Here is a 15,011-nt window from a genome sequence, read left to right as displayed (position 1 = left end):
GCTGGCCGGCGCCATGACCCCTGAAAAGGACGCTGCCGCCAAGGAGGCCGAAGCCAAGGCCAAGGCCGCCGAAACCGAGGCAGCCGAGCTGCAGCGCAAGGCCGATGAAGCCAAGGCCAAGGCAGAAGCCGCCCGCGCCGCCGCCAAGTAAACCGCCTGCTCCTTGCAAAAGGCCGCGCCTGTCGCGGCCTTTCTGTTTTGTCCAGCGGCTGCTTCAACGGCCTTGCGCATGCTCTCCACGCAGCGTCAACACGGCGCTGGCGATGCTCGCAACGGCCTTGCCATCATCACGCTCGATTTCACAGCGGTAGTGGCTGATCGTGCGCCCACGGTGCTCGGCCCACGCCCGCGCGCACAGCCTGGAGCGCCAGACCGGGCGCAGGAAGGCCGCCTTCAGGTCGATGCTGGTGAAACTCTGGCCTGGCTCCATCAAAGTGGAATGCGCCGTGCCTATGGCAGCATCGGCCAGTTCGCACAGCATCCCGCCATGGACCGTGCCCTGCTGGTTGCCATGGCGCTGCGCATCGGCGTCGAACTCCACGACGGCCATGGCTTCGCCGACGGCCACTATGCGAAACCCCAGCATCTGCGAGATCGCGGTCGGATAGCGCATGTGCGTGGCCTCGTCTGCGGCAAGCCGCCCTTCGATCTGCCGCTGCAGATAGTCGAGCACGGGGAGATAAGTGCGGGGAAGATGCATGGATTTCCTGTCTGGAGCGGGAGGGCAAGGCCCGGGAATGCCCGTCTCGCCAGTGTGATGACCTAGACTGGAACAATCAAAAAATTGTCCTAACTACACTCCATGGCTGCCTCTCGCGTTGCTCTGCTGACTGAACGGCTGGCCGAAGACATCCGCGCCGGCCGGCTCGCTCCCGGCACGCTGATGCCCACGCACCGCGACCTCGCGGCCCGCCATGGCATGGCCGTGGCATCCGCCAGCAAGGTGTATGCGCGGCTGGCCTCCCTCGGCCTGGTCATCGGCGAAACCGGGCGCGGCACCTTTGTGCGGGATCGGCCGCAGCAGCGCGAATGGGATGGCAGCGACGAATCCCGCCTGAGTTCGGACACGGCCGACCTGTCCTTCAACCATCCCACCTGGCCGGGGCAGGCCGGGCTGTTGCGCTCCATGCTGCGCGAGCTGGCTGCTTCGGGCGACCTGGCTGCGCTCATGCACCAGCAGCCGCCCGGCGGCCGGCTGCACGAGCGGCGCATCGTGGCCGACTTCCTTGCCCGCGAACGCGGCCTGGCTGCCGAGCCGGAACGCATCTTCCTGGTCAACGGCGCGCAGCAAGGACTGGACATTGCCGTGCGTGCGCTGCTGCGGCCCGGCGATGCGGTGGCCGTGGACGCGCTGACCTACCCGGGCTTCAGGATGCTGGCCGAGCTCCAGGACCTGGACCTACAGCCGGTCCCTGCCCTTGACGAGGGTCCCGACCTCGATGCATTGGAGCGGCTGTGCGCACGCCGGCGCATACGCGCCATCCATGCCATGCCCACGCTGCACAACCCCCTGGGATGGGTGATGCCGCTGGCGCAGCGCCAGCGCCTGGTGGAGATCGCAAGGCGCCACGATTGCCTGCTGATCGAGGATGCTGCCTATGCCTTTCTGGCAGGCAAGGCGCCCGCAGCCCTCGCAACGCTGGCGCCAGAGCGCTGCATTCACGTCTCCAGCCTCTCGAAAAGCGTGGCCAGCGGGTTGCGCTTCGGCTTCATGGTGGTGCCCCAGGCATGGGCAGGCCGCGTCAAGGCCGTGGTGCGCGCCAGCCACTGGAGCATGCCGGGCCTGGTCACGGCCATGGCCACGCGCTGGATGGCCAGCGGCTCCGTGCGGCAGCAGGAACAACGCATGCGGCAGGAGGCACGGCGCCGGCAGGCGATTGCGCGCAAGGCGCTGGCAGGAATGCAGATGCTGGCCCACCCCTGCTCGCTCTTCCTCTGGCTGCGCCTGCCCGGGGAGCTGAGGATGGACCGGGTGGCCACGGCGCTGGCCCAGTGCGGCATCGCCGTATCGCAGGCCCACGCCTACGCAACGACACCCCATGCCCCGCATGCGCTGCGCCTGGGACTGGGTTCGGTGCCTCTGCCGCAACTGGAGGCCGTGCTCGTTCAGTTGCGGGATACCGTGGAAGGCTTTCCGCCCTGAGCCTGTGCCGGGCCAGGGCCCGGCTCAGGGGCCTTGCGCTTCAGCGCCGCCCGTCGCGCAGCGGCTGCAGCAGGTGCGACAGGCCGTTGTGGTCCAGCTCCTGCATCAGCGCCAGCAGTTGGCCCAGCTCTCCCTTGGGAAAGCCCTCGCGTGCGAACCAGTTCAGATAGTTGCCGGGAAGATCGGCGATCAGCCGGCCCTTGTACTTGCCATAGGGCATTTGCACCTGCACCAGCTTTTGCAGCATTTCGGAGTCCATGGCGGCGATGGTACGCGCTGCGCCATCGCAAGAATCCGCATAAAAAACCACAGCCTTATAACCAAATATCAAAAATGTTCAACGCGGCCCCTGGCGCAGCACTAGACTATGCGCCTGCCTGCCGCCAAGCCCGACGCGGAGCCGTTCTCCCGGGCCGGCGGCGTTTTATCGCAACCCGTTGAAGAAAGTCCTCCGGTCATGTTGAAGAAAGCCCTCTCCGCAATCGCGATTGCCACGCTGGCACTGACAGCCCAGGCCGCCGACGTGCTCAAGGTCGGTGCCACGGCCGTGCCGCATGCAGAAATCCTCAATCACATCAAGCCCGCGCTGAAGGCCCAGGGCATCGATCTGCAGATCAAGGAATTCAGCGACTACGTGCAGCCCAATGCGGCCGTCGAGGACAAGCAGCTGGACGTGAACTTCTTCCAGCACCAGCCCTACCTGGACAGCTACAACAAGGACCGCAAGACCTCGCTGGTGGCCGTGCCCAATGGCAAGGTCCATGTGGAGCCCTTCGGCGGCTACTCGCAGAAGATCAAGAACGTCAAGGATCTGAAGGACGGCGCCACCATTGCCATCCCCAACGACCCCTCCAACGGCGGCCGCGCCCTGATCCTGCTGGCCAAGCAGGGCCTGATCGAGCTCAAGGACCCCAAGAGCCTGACGCCCACGCCGCTGGATGTGGCCAAGAACCCCAAGAAGCTCAAGTTCAAGGAACTCGAAGCCCCGCTGCTGCCGCGCGCACTGGGCGATGTGGACCTGGCGCTGATCAACACCAACTACGCCATCGAGGCCAAGCTCAATCCCACCAAGGATGCGCTGTTCATCGAAGGTGCCGACTCGCCCTACACCAACATCGTGGTGTCGCGCCAGGACCGCGCCAACGATCCCAACATCGCCAAGCTGATGAACGCACTGCACACGCCTGATGTGAAGAAGTTCATCGTCGAGAAGTACAAGGGCGCCGTCGTTCCCGCGTTCTGAATGCGAGGTGGCCGCAGCCTTGCCGGCTGCGACCGCCGCGAAAAAAAAGCGCTGCCGGGGCAGCGCTTTTTTTGTGGCTGGCATTCCCTGCCTCAGCCTGCGGAGGCCACCTCCGCCGGCGCCTTGGCCGCAGCAGCCGGCCGCGTGATGGCGCTGCCCATGGCCGCGCCCATGATGCAGGCAATGGCCAGCCACTGCGTTCCCACCAGTTGCTCATGCAGCAGCAGCATGCCCATGAGGGCGGCTATCGCGGGCTCAGTTGCAAGCGCGATGCCGAAGGTGGCGGGCGGCAGGCGGCGCAGGGCCATCATCTCCAGCGTGTAGGGCAAGGCGCTGGAGATGGCCGCAACCATCAACCCGAAAAGAAGTATGGATGGCTGCAGCAGCTTGGCCCCCGCCTCGGCCACGCCGAAGGGCACCACCACCATGGCAGCGAACACCAGGCCCAGCGACACGGCCTGGCCGCTGGGAATGCTGCCCAGCCGCTGGCCCAGCAGGATGTACAGCGCCCAGCAGATGGCAGCGCCCACGGCGCAGGCAATGCCCACGGGCTCCAGCACCAATCCGCCCGCGCCGGCGCCCCCTATCGGCAAAATCAGGGCCAGCCCCGCCACGGCCAGCGCCAGCCAGACAAAGTCCACCGGCCGGCGCGAGTGGTAGATGGCCACGGCCAGCGGACCGGAGAATTCGATGGCCACGGCCAGGCCAAAGGGAATGGTGCGCAGCGCCATGTAGAACAGCAGGTTCATGGCGCCCAGCGCCACGCCGAAACGCAGCAGCGCCCAGGCCTGGGGGCGGGCCAGCGTCCAGCGCCAGGGCCGCCAGATGGCCACCAGGATCAGCGCGGCAAAGCCCACGCGCAATGCCGAAGTGCCCTGGGCGCCCAGCACCGGAAAAAGCTGCTTGGCCAGTGAAGTGCCCACGCCCAGTGCCGTGACCGAGCCCAGCACGGCCAGCAGGGGCCAGGCGCGGTTCCATGTGGTGTTTGTTGTCATGGCCCGTACGATATTGCAGGCCAGCGTTGCAAAAGGCTCGTTTTGGGGCCTCTTCGCGCAATATTCGCTCTTTCCGACCGCCCCGCACCCGTTTTCCGCCCCTCCCCCATGCCCGCCATCGCACTCGATACTTTTGACCGCGCCATCCTCGACGTGCTCCAGCGCGACAACCTCACGCCGCAGCGCCTCATTGCCGAGCAGGTACACCTTTCGGCACCGGCCGTGCAGCGGCGCATACGGCGCCTGCAGGAGCTGGGTGTGATCACGGCCAACGTGGCCGTGATCGATCCCGTGCGCACGGGGCGCCCGCTCACCGTGCTCATCAACGTGCAGCTGGCCAACGAGCGCCCGGACCTGTCCCTGGCCTTTCGCGCGCGCGTGGCGCGCGAGCCCGCCGTGCAGCAGTGCTACTACGTGACCGGGGAAGCCGACTATTCATTGATCGTCACGGCTGCCGATATGCAGGAGTACCAGGCGCTGGCGGCGCGGCTGTTCTCCGGAGACGACAACATCCGGCGCTACACCACCTCGATCGCTCTGGAACGCATCAAGACCGGGCTGCAGTTGCCGATGGCAGAACACAAGCCCGACAATGAAACAAGTTGACACAACCTAGACATACACCAGGAGACTGCTTTGAGCGCACCTTCACCGGACAGCATGGCCCGCCTCGTCGCCACACGCACCCTCGACAAGTACGAGCGTGACTACTATCCCAAGCGCGAGCGCATCACCATTTCCTTCAGGGGCGACCTGGCCGAGCAATACAACTACGACAAGATCCAGCCCTTGTCCGAGGCCCAGCGCCATGGCCACAAGGTCGTCATCGAGGCGACCAGCCAGAAGACCGGCGCCACGGGCCACTACTGCATCGAATGCAACAGCTGGAACCTCATCGAGGCCGTGGGCACCTGGGCGCCCGGCGAACAAGCCCCGGCCGCAGACTGATCTGCGCCGTCAGCCAACTGCCGGTGCCAACGCGCTGCCAGCCACCCACCAGGCCAGCGCCAGCATCATCACGCCCGTGAGGCCATCGAGAATGCGCCAGGCCTGCGGCTTCTCGAACAGGCGCTTCATGCGGCGGCCCGCAAAGGCCAGCGCCACGAACCACGACAGGCTGGCCGATGCGGCGCCCACCACATAGACCCACTTGAGCACGCCTTCCTGGCGCGCGCCGATGGAGCCCATGAGCAGCACCGTGTCCAGATAGACATGGGGGTTGAACAGGGTGATCACGGCCAGCGTGGAGACCACGCCCAGCAGGCCACGCGGGGCCAGTTGCCCGCCCGATGCCGCCAGTTGCGCATCGGGCGCCATGGCCATGCGCCACAGCGCGATCAGCCCATAGGCCAGCAGGAACAGGGCGCCGCCCAGCGTCAGGTAGCGGGCCAGGTCGGGGTTGTCGCCCAGCAGCCGGGCCATGCCCGCCACGCCCAGGCCGATGAGCACCACGTCGCTGACCACGCACCATGCCACGCAGGCGCGTACATGCTGGCCGTGCACGGCCTGGCGCAGCACATACAGGTTCTGGGCTCCGATGGAGACGATGAGCGACAGGCAGACCGTAAAGCCCGCCAGCCAGGAAGAAGAAACATTTGCAGTCCACATGGGCAGGGATTGTCTGGCTCGCAAATGGTTAAGTAAAATTACATTTACTCAATCAAATGAAGAATATCTAAATGCTCGACTACGCCGGACTCGAAGCCCTGGCAGCCGTGGTGCGCGAAGGCAGCTTCGAACGCGCGGCGCGCAAGCTGCACGTCACGCCCTCGGCCGTCTCCCAGCGCATCAAGCTGCTGGAAGAGCGCGTGGGCCAGGTGCTGGTGCTGCGCGGCCAGCCCTGTTCAGGCACGGAGGCAGGCCGCCGCCTGTGCCTGCATGTGGAGCAGGTCGCCCTGCTGGAAAACGACCTGCGCCGCAAGAACCCCGAACTGGTGCCCGAGGGCCAGACGGCCCTGCCCACGCTCAAGCTGGCCGTCAATGCCGACTCGCTGTCCACCTGGTTCATGGACGCCATGTCCGCCTTCACGCGCGACGGCAACGAGCTGCTGGACATCAGCATCGACGACCAGGACCACACGGCCAAGCGCATCCGCGAGGGCGAGGTGCTGGCCGCCGTCACGGCCACGTCCTCGGCCATTCCGGGCTGCAACACCTGGCCGCTGGGACGCATGCGCTACGTGGCGGCCGCCAGTCCCGATTTCATCCGCCGCTACCTCAAGGACGGCATCACGCCCGAGGCCATGGCACGCACGCCCATGATGAGCTATGGCCGCAAGGACAGCCTGCAGGACCAGTGGCTGCAGCGCCTGGGCGCGGAAGGCCGGCGCAGCACGCCGCGCCACTTTCTGCCGTCCAACCAGGGCTATACGCGGGCCTGCGAGCTGGGCATGGGCTGGGGCATGCACCCGCCGCTGATGATCGGCGCGCAACTGGCCGAAGGCAGCCTGGTGGAGCTGCTGCCCGGCAACGATCTGGACATTCCCATGTACTGGGCCCATGCGCGCAATGCGCAGGCCAGCCTGCAGCGGCTGACGGACTGCGTGATCCAGGCGGCAGCCGCCTGTCTTGACCCGATGGAGTGAGGGGGCCATTGACGGCCCCTCTTTCCCCGCCTCGCCCACTCCGTCGAATCCACATCCCCGGCCAATGCGTTTTTGCCGGCCCGGGATCATCGCAATACCGGAAACAAACAGGTCTTCCATTCATTGAATCCGCTGAAATACAGGCGTCAGAAGATAATCCCGCGCACGCCAGGAAAATGCAAACAGGAACAATCCTAGAAATCAAATAGGAGCATTCCCATAAGGCAGATACAAGCGTCCCGGGGGGCAAAAAGAAGGACTCAGATTTTCTGAAAAGCCTTGACATCATTTGCAGTGAGCCTAGAGAATTCGCGGGCCTCAAGGCAATTTCATAAAGCTGCCACTCTTTTTGAAAATCACGCAGGCAATAGACGCGCCTCGAAACACTTGCCATATCCAGGAAATCGGCATCTCCGGCAATGCCTCCATTGCCGGATATTCAGGATTCGCCTATGACCACCACAGGAATACACAGGAACGAATACACGGGACAGGCAATGCAGGAGTACTCCTTCGCTTTTCATTTGCGCATTCCATTCATTGCGCATGCGGCATGCCAGCGGCGCCGCGAAGCCGGCGGCATGCCTGCGCCGCCCGCAGGGCGCCACCAGGGCTTCACCCTGGTGGAGATCATGGTGACCCTGGCTGTGGTGGTCATCCTGCTGGCCATTGCCGCCCCCAACATGAACGACATGGTGCAGACCAGCCAGCAGGAGTCCGCACTGATGCGCCTGTCCGCGGCCCTGCGCATGGCCCAGCACGAGGCGGGACGACGCAACCAGCGCATCACCATCTGCCCTGCCAGCGCGGACCGCAAGGCCTGCAGCGACACCGCCATCGGCAGTGGTCCCTATCAGGGGCTCCAGGATTGGTCCGGCGAGCTGATCGCCTTCAGCGACGGCAGCACCCCCCGCGTGATCGACGAGGACGACCAGGTCCTCAGGGTGTTTCCCAGCGTGCGCAGCGTGGATCTCTTCGCCTGGTATCCGACGGGCGGCCAGGGCATGAAATCGGCGGGCCACGCCGTACACGCGCTTCCGGACGGGCAGATCTGCTGGCCCACGGCCCGCCGGGGCGCACCGGGCGCCGAGCAGGTCCACCGCGTGGCCTACCCCTGCAACCCCGACGTGACCTTCACGGCCTGCCCGAGTCGCGCCCGGCACCTGCCCGCCCGCCATATCGCCATGTATGCCGGTGGCCTGCAGGACCTGGCACCGCGCGACCCGTTGCCCCGCGCCTCTGGCAGCAGCAAGCCGCAAGCCGTGGACTGCGCCGGCGCCGCTTCCGGCCTCTGAACACAAGCGAGGACTTCGCATGGACAGGAAGGATCCACACCCCGCTCCCACCCCCTCCGCAGCTGCCGCATCGCAGGCAGGCTTCACGCTGGTGGAGGTCATGGTCACCCTGGTGGTCATTTCCGCCGGCCTGCTGGGCACCCTCAAGGGGCTCTATCAGAACCTGGGCGACCTCAATGCCTCCTACCAGCGCACGGCGGCCGTGCAAAAGGCCGCCGAGATGGTGGAACGCCTGCGCGCCAACCGCCGGGGCGCACTGGCAGGCGACTTCGACGGCGGTGGCGGCACCGCGCCCAGATCCTGCAGCGACCCTGGCGAAGGCGGCGACGACAAGGCCCATGCCCAGTACAGGCTGTGCCTGTGGCAAAGGGACCTGGGCAACGCCCTGGCCCAGGGCCAGGGCAGCGTCAAGACGGCCCAAGGCAAGACCCTCATCACCGTGACCTGGAGCCATTCCCGCAGCGGGGATGGAAACCCCGAAGAACACAGCATCGAGGTCATCCCATGAGAGATCGGCTGGCATCCCGTGGCCCGCAGCAAGGCCCGCAACAGGGCCTGACCCTGGTGGAACTCATGGTGGCGGTGGTCATCGCCCTGTTTCTCCTGGCCGCCTTGGTGGGACTGTATGTGAACGCAAGAGGCCTGCTGCGCCATGAAAATGCACTGGCGCGCATGCAAAGCGATGCACGCCTGAGCTTTGGCGTTATGGGCCAGGCGGTGCGCAATGCGGGCTTCACGGGCTGCAGCACGGCCCTGACCAAGGTTCCCCCCTTCATCGCCGAGCCCGAAAGGCTCGGGCCCCACTGGAACCTGCTGGACCCCATAGGCATCCGGCGCGGACAGGCACAGGATGCCTGGACCAGTTTCGCGGAAGATGTCCCCGCCCAGGCCAGCGCCCGGTCGGACGTGCTCAGGACAGCGGGCACGGGCACGCACAAGAGCAGCCAGCAACTGAGCGACAACGATGTGGTCGTCGCGACCGATTGCTCGCAGACCTACATTTCCCGCCGGGCGCTCCTGGATACCTGCATCCAGCCCCCGCCCGGATCGGGAATTTCCGGTTTCTCCCCGGACCGGGGCGCCTGCGGCCTGACGCTCCTCAAGCGCGACGCACGCGTGCTGCCCGCAGTCAATGACCTGTTCTTCATCGGGCGGCTCAAGAACGGCAGCGCCACCGGCCTCATCCACTGCTCCAGCAGCCAGATCGATCCCATGTCCGGGCAAGGCAAAGCCAACGACCTGAGCTGCCGCATGCTGGCCGAAGGGGCCGTGGATCTCAAGATCGAGTCCATACACGGCCAGCCCTCGGCCGCCGTGCAGCAAGAGGCGCCGGGCAACAGCGTATGGAACAACACCGGCTCCGGCCTGGCCGGCAGAGCGACGACGCCGGGTCCGACTCCGCCACCACCGCCTCCTGCCGTGCGCGCCGTGGAAGTGCGCCTTCTCATGGCCTCCGCGCCTGGCATGGGTGCGCTGCTGCACGCACCCCAGAGCTACACCTTCTATCGCGACAGCAACGGCGCCCCCCGGCGCGCCACCGCCGCCGACCGGCGGCTGTACCGTGAATTCAGCGCGGTCTTCACGCTGCGAAACCGGGTGGAATGAGCATGGCAAGGACACGGAAACAAATACGGACACAGGGCGGCCTAGCGCTCATCACCACCATGATCATCATGATGGCCCTGGTGATGCTGTCGCTGGCCGCCATGAACATGGGCCTGCTGCAGGGCCGGTCCACGGGCAACCGCAACGACTGGCACATCGCCTTCCAGGCCGCCGAGGCCGCGCTGCGCGACGGGGAGCAGGACATCACCACCCGCAACCCGGCCCTGGAGGCCTTTGACGATGCCTGCACAGCGGGCCTGTGCCTGCCCAGGGAAGACGGCAGCTCGTGGTCCGTGGCGCTCATTGCCCAGGACACGCTGGGCGTGGCGCTGGGCACGCACACCGGGCAGACCGCCCCCGGCCCCCAGGGAGCCCCGACACCGCGCTACCTCATCGAGCGGCTGGAGACCCCTGCGCAAAGCGTGGTGGTGCAGGGCTATGGCGCCGACCAGGGCCGCCCTCCCGTCTTTCGCGTGACGGCCATCGGCATGGGAGCGGCCCGGCGCGCCGATGGCAGTCCGGCCTCGCGGGTGGTGCTGCAAAGCATGTACATCAATTGAAGGAAAGACCATGCGCAAACTCCCTCTGCAAAAGCCAGCCCAGCACCCCCTCTTGCCGGCGGCAGTGGCGATGCTGCTGCTCGCCTGCATGGCCGGCCCCCGCGCGCAGCAACCGGCGCGCCCCGTGCCCCTGAACATCTCACAGGTGCCCCTGATGGCCACGCAGAACGCCACGCCCAACGTGCTGCTCATCATGGACAACTCCAACAGCATGGACGAGGCACCCAACGGCTGGGCCGTGGGCAGCGCCAGTGCGAACAGCAAGTCCGAAATCGCCCGCACCGCGGCCCGCACCATCATTGAACGCCACCAGGGGCGCATGAACTTGGGCCTGATGGCCTACCAGCAGAACGACCACGTTGACATCACCAGCCTGGGCAACTCGCTGTACGACGTCAGCTACAACCCCAGGCACTGGAACCGGGACTGGGAAGGCCCGCGCGCCAGCCCCGACAACAAGCGCTTCCGCCTCCCCAACCCCAACGACCCTGGGCGCTTCATCCACTTCAACGTGGCCTTGCCGATGTACGGCCTCGGCAACACGGCCGCCCACTGCTTTTCCGCCACAGCCAACGCCGCGGCCACGCCCGCCAATCCCGACGGCTTCCGCACAACCGAGACACCCGATGGCCCCTGGGACCGCTATGCCTGCTTCCGCAGCAAGATAGGTACCGACAACACCGTCATTGCGGGCTATGACGACTTCTGGTTCGAGGGACCTTTCGAGGCCACCGACTCCGACTTCGCCCAGGGCATCTTCGACTTCGGCAGGCAGATATTCCTCACGCCCATAGGCTTGGCCTGGTTCAGCAACGGGTGGCGCAACAATGACGGTTCCCGCCGCTTTCCAGGCCGCGGCTTCCTGCACCAGCCCATCCGGCCGCTGGACGGCGCCCACAGGGCCGCGCTGGATCGCAAGCTGGCCACCTCGCAGTTTGAGGTCAACGGGCCGACCAATCCCGCCCTGCCCCTGCAGAACGCGGGCAGTACGCCGCTGGAGGGCACGCTGCTGACGGCGTTCGACTACTTCCAGGGCGAGGGGGGCAGTTGGCGCGATGCGGCAGAAGGCTATGTGCCCGCCTGCTATCCGCTGCCCCAGTCCTGCGGCCGCAACTTTGTGGTGCTGCTCACCGACGGCCTGCCCTCGACCCGGCCCGACGGCACCATCATCCAGGACATGGCGGCCGGCCTGCGCCAGACGGCAGAGGCCGCGCGGCGCCTCAGGCAAGAGGCCAACGTGGAGACCTTCGTCATCGGATTCGCCCTGCCTTTCGGCACCAATCCCGAGCAATTGAACGAGGTGGCCGCCGCCGGGGGCACGGAGCGCGCCTTCGCGGCCAACGACCCCGCGACCCTCGATACCGCCCTGCAGGCGATCTTCGCCGACATCGCCGCCCGCTCCTCCAGCACGGCCGCCGTGGCGGCCAACTCCACCAACGTGTCCAGCAGCACCAGGATCTACCAGGCCCGCTTCGACCCCCGCGACTGGAGCGGCACGCTGTCGGCGCACCGCATCGGAGGCAGCACGGTGACCGAACAGGCGCAGTGGGAAGCCCGCATTCCTGGGGCGCGCACCATCCTCAGCTACCGACCCGATACGCGCAAAGGCGTGGCCTTTGCCTGGGATGCGCTGAACCCTGAGCAGCAGGGCCAGATCGGATCGCGCGACGTGCTGGCCTACCTGCGGGGCAGCCAGGCGCAGGAAGCGCCCCGTGGACCCCTGCGCAGGCGCACCAGCCTGCTGGGCGACATCGTCAACTCGGCCCCGGTGTATGTGGGCGCGCCCGAGATGCCCTACTCCGAGGCCTCCTACCGCGAGTTCCGCAAGGCACGGGCCAACCGCCGCAAAATGGTCTACGTGGGAGCCAACGACGGCATGCTGCATGCCTTCGACGCGGACACGGGCCAGGAGCGCTTCGCCTATGTCCCCTCGACCGTGATCCCCCAACTGCGCCAGCTGTCCGAGCCGGGCTACCGCCACCGCTTCTACGTGGACGGCTCGCCCATGGTGGCCGATGCCTTCATCGGCGGCCGGTGGCGGACCATCCTCGTGGGGGGACTGGGCGCAGGCGGCCAGGGCGTGTACGCGCTGGACATCACCGACCCCGATGCGATCACCGAAGCCACCGCTGCGAACACCGTGCTGTGGGAGTTCGGCGACCGCGACCGGCGCGCACCGGGCAGCAACCTGGCCGCCGGTTTCGATGGAGACATGGGCTACAGCTTCGCACAGCCTTCCATCGCCAGGACCCGGGCAGGCTGGATGGCCCTGTTCGGCAACGGCTACAACAATGTGGAGGCGGACGGCGCGGCCAGCACCAGCGGCAATGCCGTGCTGTACGCCCTCAACCTGGAGACCGGCGCGCTGCACAGTAAATGGGACACTCGCCGAGGCGTGCAAGACAGCCAGCGCAGGTGGCCCAATGGCCTGAGCACGCCGGCCGCCGTGGACCTGGACGACGACGGGCTGGTGGACCGCGTCTATGCGGGAGACCTGCAGGGCAACATGTGGCGCTTCGACCTCATGGCCGCGAGCGGGGACGGGGGCGGGATCGTGCCGTCGGTCAACGGCACTCCTGCACCGATGACCACCCCCTGGGGCGGCAGCTTCCACGGGCAGCCCATCACCACGCGGCCTGAGGCCAAGATCAGCCACGGCACGCTGCAATCCCACGTGCAGCTGCTGTACGGCACGGGCAAGAGCTTCGAGGTCGGCGACCATGACGCTGCGGCCCCGGCCTCCGCATCCCAGTACTTCTTCAGCCTGCTGGACGAAGGCACCGGGGGCTCCTCCGCAAGCCACAGCGTGCTGAAGGTCACCAGTGTCGACGCCGGCGCTGCCAACGGCGATGGCCGCACCACGCAGATGTCCCTGCGGCTGATCTCCGACGGCCGCCCCGGCAACAGGAACTGGCTCATGCCGCTGGCCGACGCGGGCGAGCGCTTGATCACCCATCCCATGCTGCGCCGCGACCGCATCATCTTCACCACGGCCGTGCCCAGCACGCAGATGTGTACGGCAGGCGGCCATAGCTGGCTGATGGAACTCTCGCTGGACGGCCAGGGCGCGGAGAAGTATGCCGACGGCCTGTTCGACATCAACGGCGACGGTACGGTGGACGGCAGCGACCGCTACGGCGACAACGACCGCGCCACCGGGGGCACGCGGCTGGACGGCATCAGCTCGCAGCCCGCCATCCTGAGCAACGGCAAGCAGGAAACCAAGGTCATGAACAGCACCGCTGGCCTGCAGTCGCTGGCCGAAAGCAAGGGATCACTGAGCAACAGGCGCATCTCCTGGCGCGAGGACACACCGGCCGACATCCATCCGCTGGGCCTGGACTGAGCATGAGAAGGCAGAACAACCCGTTCCCGACACCCGACCGCCGCCGCCGGGTGGCACGCGGCTTCACCCTGATCGAGCTGATGGTGGTGGTGGCCGTGATCGGCATCCTGTCGGCCATCGCCTATCCCAGCTATGCCGAATACCTGCGCAAGTCCCGCCGCACCGATGGCAGGCGCGCCTTGCTGGAGGCCGCAGGCGCCATGGAGAAGTACTTTTCCGCCAACCTGACCTACGAGGGTGCGACGCTGGGGGGCACCGGCGTCTATGCCAGCCGATCTCCCGACGGTTTCTACGAACTGTCGCTGAGTCCTGACCCCGCCGCATCGAGCTACACCCTCATTGCCTCACCGCTGCGAAGCCAGCTCAGCGACAAATGCCATACCTTCACCTACGACCACCTGGGCGTGGGTGGGGTCCGCAATGGCACCCTGCCTGCACGCGATTGCTGGTAGCAGCTGCGCAGCGTGGCCCGGCAGCCGCGCTCAGGGTTCGCTGCCCCGCCCAGGGCTGGGGGCCGGCGCCCCGGGTCCGGCAGGTTCCGGCCGCTGTATGGTGCGCACGGCCGCGCGCACGCGGGTCAGGGTGTGGAAGTCCAGCAGGCTGGTGGCCATGATGGTTTCCCAGAGAAAGCAGGCCAGGGCCGAGAGAAACATCAGCACGCCGAACAGAAAGCCCAGCACCGCATAGCCATGGCCGTTGATGCCGTAGGCCTCGCCCAGGAACAGCAGGGCAATGGTCAGGCCGATGCAAAAGCCGCAGACGGTCAGCAGCCCTATGCAGACATTGGCCAGCCGGCCGCGCTTGCGCAGAAAGTGCAGCTCGGTCAGGCTGCGCGCGATGAATTCCTCCTCCTGCGGCGTGCGCAGCAGTTCCTCCAGCTTGCGCGCGCGGTCGATGATGCGGGCCAGCCGCCCGGCAACGGCGCCTATCATGCCGGCCACGGCCGTCAGGAAGAACACCGGCGCCAGCGCCAGCTGGATGCTGTGGGTGACGGTATCGGCGTCTAGCGACCAATTGATCATGCGGTCCTCTGCGTGCTTTCTGTTGTCTGGTGCGGCCATGCTGCCGTGTTTTCGCGCGGACAGTATTGTGGCCGCAACCGGGGCCGCAAGAAGCCATGCCGCCCGCTTTCAGCGCGCCGGGGGTGCCGGCAGAACCTGCGCGCACAGCGAAAGCATCTGGTCCAGCAGGGCGGGCGCCCGGTCGCGGCGGCGGACCACGCCCAGCGGCGCCACGCGG

Annotated in this window: 16 protein-coding genes and 1 pseudogene; 12 read left to right on the top strand and 5 right to left on the bottom strand. The window is 66.7% G+C overall.

The annotated features are described in order from the left end of the window. Nucleotides 1-151: pseudogene (locus L995_RS21850) on the top strand (ABC transporter substrate-binding protein); the annotation flags it as partial. A 63-nt stretch (nucleotides 152-214) separates the two neighbouring features. Here L995_RS21850 and L995_RS21845 read toward each other — a convergent pair. Next, entirely contained in the window at nucleotides 215-700 is a 486-nt protein-coding gene (locus tag L995_RS21845; RefSeq protein WP_047473686.1) for a PaaI family thioesterase, read from the bottom strand. A 102-nt stretch (nucleotides 701-802) separates the two neighbouring features. Between L995_RS21845 and L995_RS21840 the strand changes: the two genes are divergently transcribed. Then, the gene (locus L995_RS21840; RefSeq protein ID WP_016453031.1) at nucleotides 803-2,143 is read left to right on the top strand and encodes an aminotransferase-like domain-containing protein; all 1,341 of its coding nucleotides are present in this window, start codon (nucleotides 803-805) and stop codon (nucleotides 2,141-2,143) included. A gap of 40 nt (nucleotides 2,144-2,183) precedes the next feature. On the opposite strand, the gene L995_RS21835 is transcribed toward L995_RS21840, so the two are convergent. After that, entirely contained in the window at nucleotides 2,184-2,402 is a 219-nt protein-coding gene (locus tag L995_RS21835; RefSeq protein ID WP_017404429.1) for a DUF3820 family protein, read from the bottom strand. A gap of 198 nt (nucleotides 2,403-2,600) precedes the next feature. On the opposite strand from L995_RS21835, the gene L995_RS21830 reads away from it, so the two are divergent. Next, nucleotides 2,601-3,386 carry a MetQ/NlpA family ABC transporter substrate-binding protein gene (locus L995_RS21830; protein ID WP_017404430.1) on the top strand — a complete coding sequence of 262 codons (786 nt, stop codon included), beginning with the start codon at nucleotides 2,601-2,603 and terminating at the stop codon, nucleotides 3,384-3,386. Nucleotides 3,387-3,478: 92 nt separating this feature from the next. Here L995_RS21830 and L995_RS21825 read toward each other — a convergent pair whose 3' ends face one another. Then, entirely contained in the window at nucleotides 3,479-4,381 is a 903-nt protein-coding gene (locus L995_RS21825) for an EamA family transporter (RefSeq protein ID WP_047473685.1), read from the bottom strand. A gap of 108 nt (nucleotides 4,382-4,489) precedes the next feature. Here L995_RS21825 and L995_RS21820 point away from each other — a divergent pair, with 108 nt between their 5' ends. Further along, nucleotides 4,490-4,987 (top strand): Lrp/AsnC family transcriptional regulator, encoded by a 498-nt coding sequence (locus tag L995_RS21820; RefSeq protein ID WP_047473684.1) that lies wholly within the window; start codon nucleotides 4,490-4,492, stop codon nucleotides 4,985-4,987. Nucleotides 4,988-5,017: 30 nt separating this feature from the next. Next, nucleotides 5,018-5,329 (top strand): hypothetical protein, encoded by a 312-nt coding sequence (locus L995_RS21815; protein WP_047473683.1) that lies wholly within the window; start codon nucleotides 5,018-5,020, stop codon nucleotides 5,327-5,329. A gap of 9 nt (nucleotides 5,330-5,338) precedes the next feature. Here the strand turns inward: L995_RS21815 and L995_RS21810 are convergent, their stop codons facing one another. After that, nucleotides 5,339-5,989 (bottom strand): LysE/ArgO family amino acid transporter, encoded by a 651-nt coding sequence (locus tag L995_RS21810; RefSeq protein WP_047473682.1) that lies wholly within the window; start codon nucleotides 5,987-5,989, stop codon nucleotides 5,339-5,341. 71 nt (nucleotides 5,990-6,060) lie between these two features. On the opposite strand from L995_RS21810, the gene L995_RS21805 reads away from it, so the two are divergent. From L995_RS21805 to L995_RS34705, 7 genes are all read left to right on the top strand, one after another. After that, a complete protein-coding gene (locus L995_RS21805) occupies nucleotides 6,061-6,966 on the top strand; it encodes an HTH-type transcriptional regulator ArgP (RefSeq protein ID WP_017404434.1) in 906 nt (301 codons plus the stop codon). Between the two features lie 452 nt (nucleotides 6,967-7,418). Further along, the gene (locus L995_RS31485) at nucleotides 7,419-8,261 is read left to right on the top strand and encodes a GspH/FimT family pseudopilin (RefSeq protein WP_197065173.1); all 843 of its coding nucleotides are present in this window, start codon (nucleotides 7,419-7,421) and stop codon (nucleotides 8,259-8,261) included. A gap of 19 nt (nucleotides 8,262-8,280) precedes the next feature. Next, a complete protein-coding gene (gene pilV / locus L995_RS31480; RefSeq protein WP_052195851.1) occupies nucleotides 8,281-8,769 on the top strand; it encodes a type IV pilus modification protein PilV in 489 nt (162 codons plus the stop codon). Then, nucleotides 8,766-9,866 (top strand): PilW family protein, encoded by a 1,101-nt coding sequence (locus L995_RS21790; protein ID WP_047473681.1) that lies wholly within the window; start codon nucleotides 8,766-8,768, stop codon nucleotides 9,864-9,866. Before pilV ends, L995_RS21790 begins: the two co-directional genes overlap by 4 nt. Beyond that, on the top strand, nucleotides 9,863-10,426 hold the full coding sequence (locus tag L995_RS21785) for a pilus assembly PilX family protein (RefSeq protein WP_082001604.1): 564 nt from the start codon (nucleotides 9,863-9,865) through the stop codon (nucleotides 10,424-10,426). The genes L995_RS21790 and L995_RS21785 overlap by 4 nt, the downstream gene beginning before the upstream one ends. A gap of 10 nt (nucleotides 10,427-10,436) precedes the next feature. Beyond that, nucleotides 10,437-13,772: a PilC/PilY family type IV pilus protein gene (locus tag L995_RS31475; RefSeq protein WP_156136112.1), complete on the top strand. Its 3,336-nt coding sequence runs from the start codon at nucleotides 10,437-10,439 to the stop codon at nucleotides 13,770-13,772. Between the two features lie 2 nt (nucleotides 13,773-13,774). Then, nucleotides 13,775-14,224 carry a type IV pilin protein gene (locus L995_RS34705; RefSeq protein WP_047473680.1) on the top strand — a complete coding sequence of 150 codons (450 nt, stop codon included), beginning with the start codon at nucleotides 13,775-13,777 and terminating at the stop codon, nucleotides 14,222-14,224. Nucleotides 14,225-14,254: 30 nt separating this feature from the next. Here L995_RS34705 and L995_RS21770 read toward each other — a convergent pair whose 3' ends face one another. After that, the gene (locus L995_RS21770) at nucleotides 14,255-14,794 is read right to left on the bottom strand and encodes a DUF2721 domain-containing protein (protein WP_052195848.1); all 540 of its coding nucleotides are present in this window, start codon (nucleotides 14,792-14,794) and stop codon (nucleotides 14,255-14,257) included. Nucleotides 14,795-15,011: the final 217 nt, after the last annotated feature.

Origin of the sequence: Delftia sp. ZNC0008 (genome assembly GCF_000799035.1) — a bacterium.
GTDB lineage: Bacteria > Pseudomonadota > Gammaproteobacteria > Burkholderiales > Burkholderiaceae_C > Comamonas > Comamonas tsuruhatensis.
This window is presented reverse-complemented; position numbering and strand designations above follow the sequence as displayed.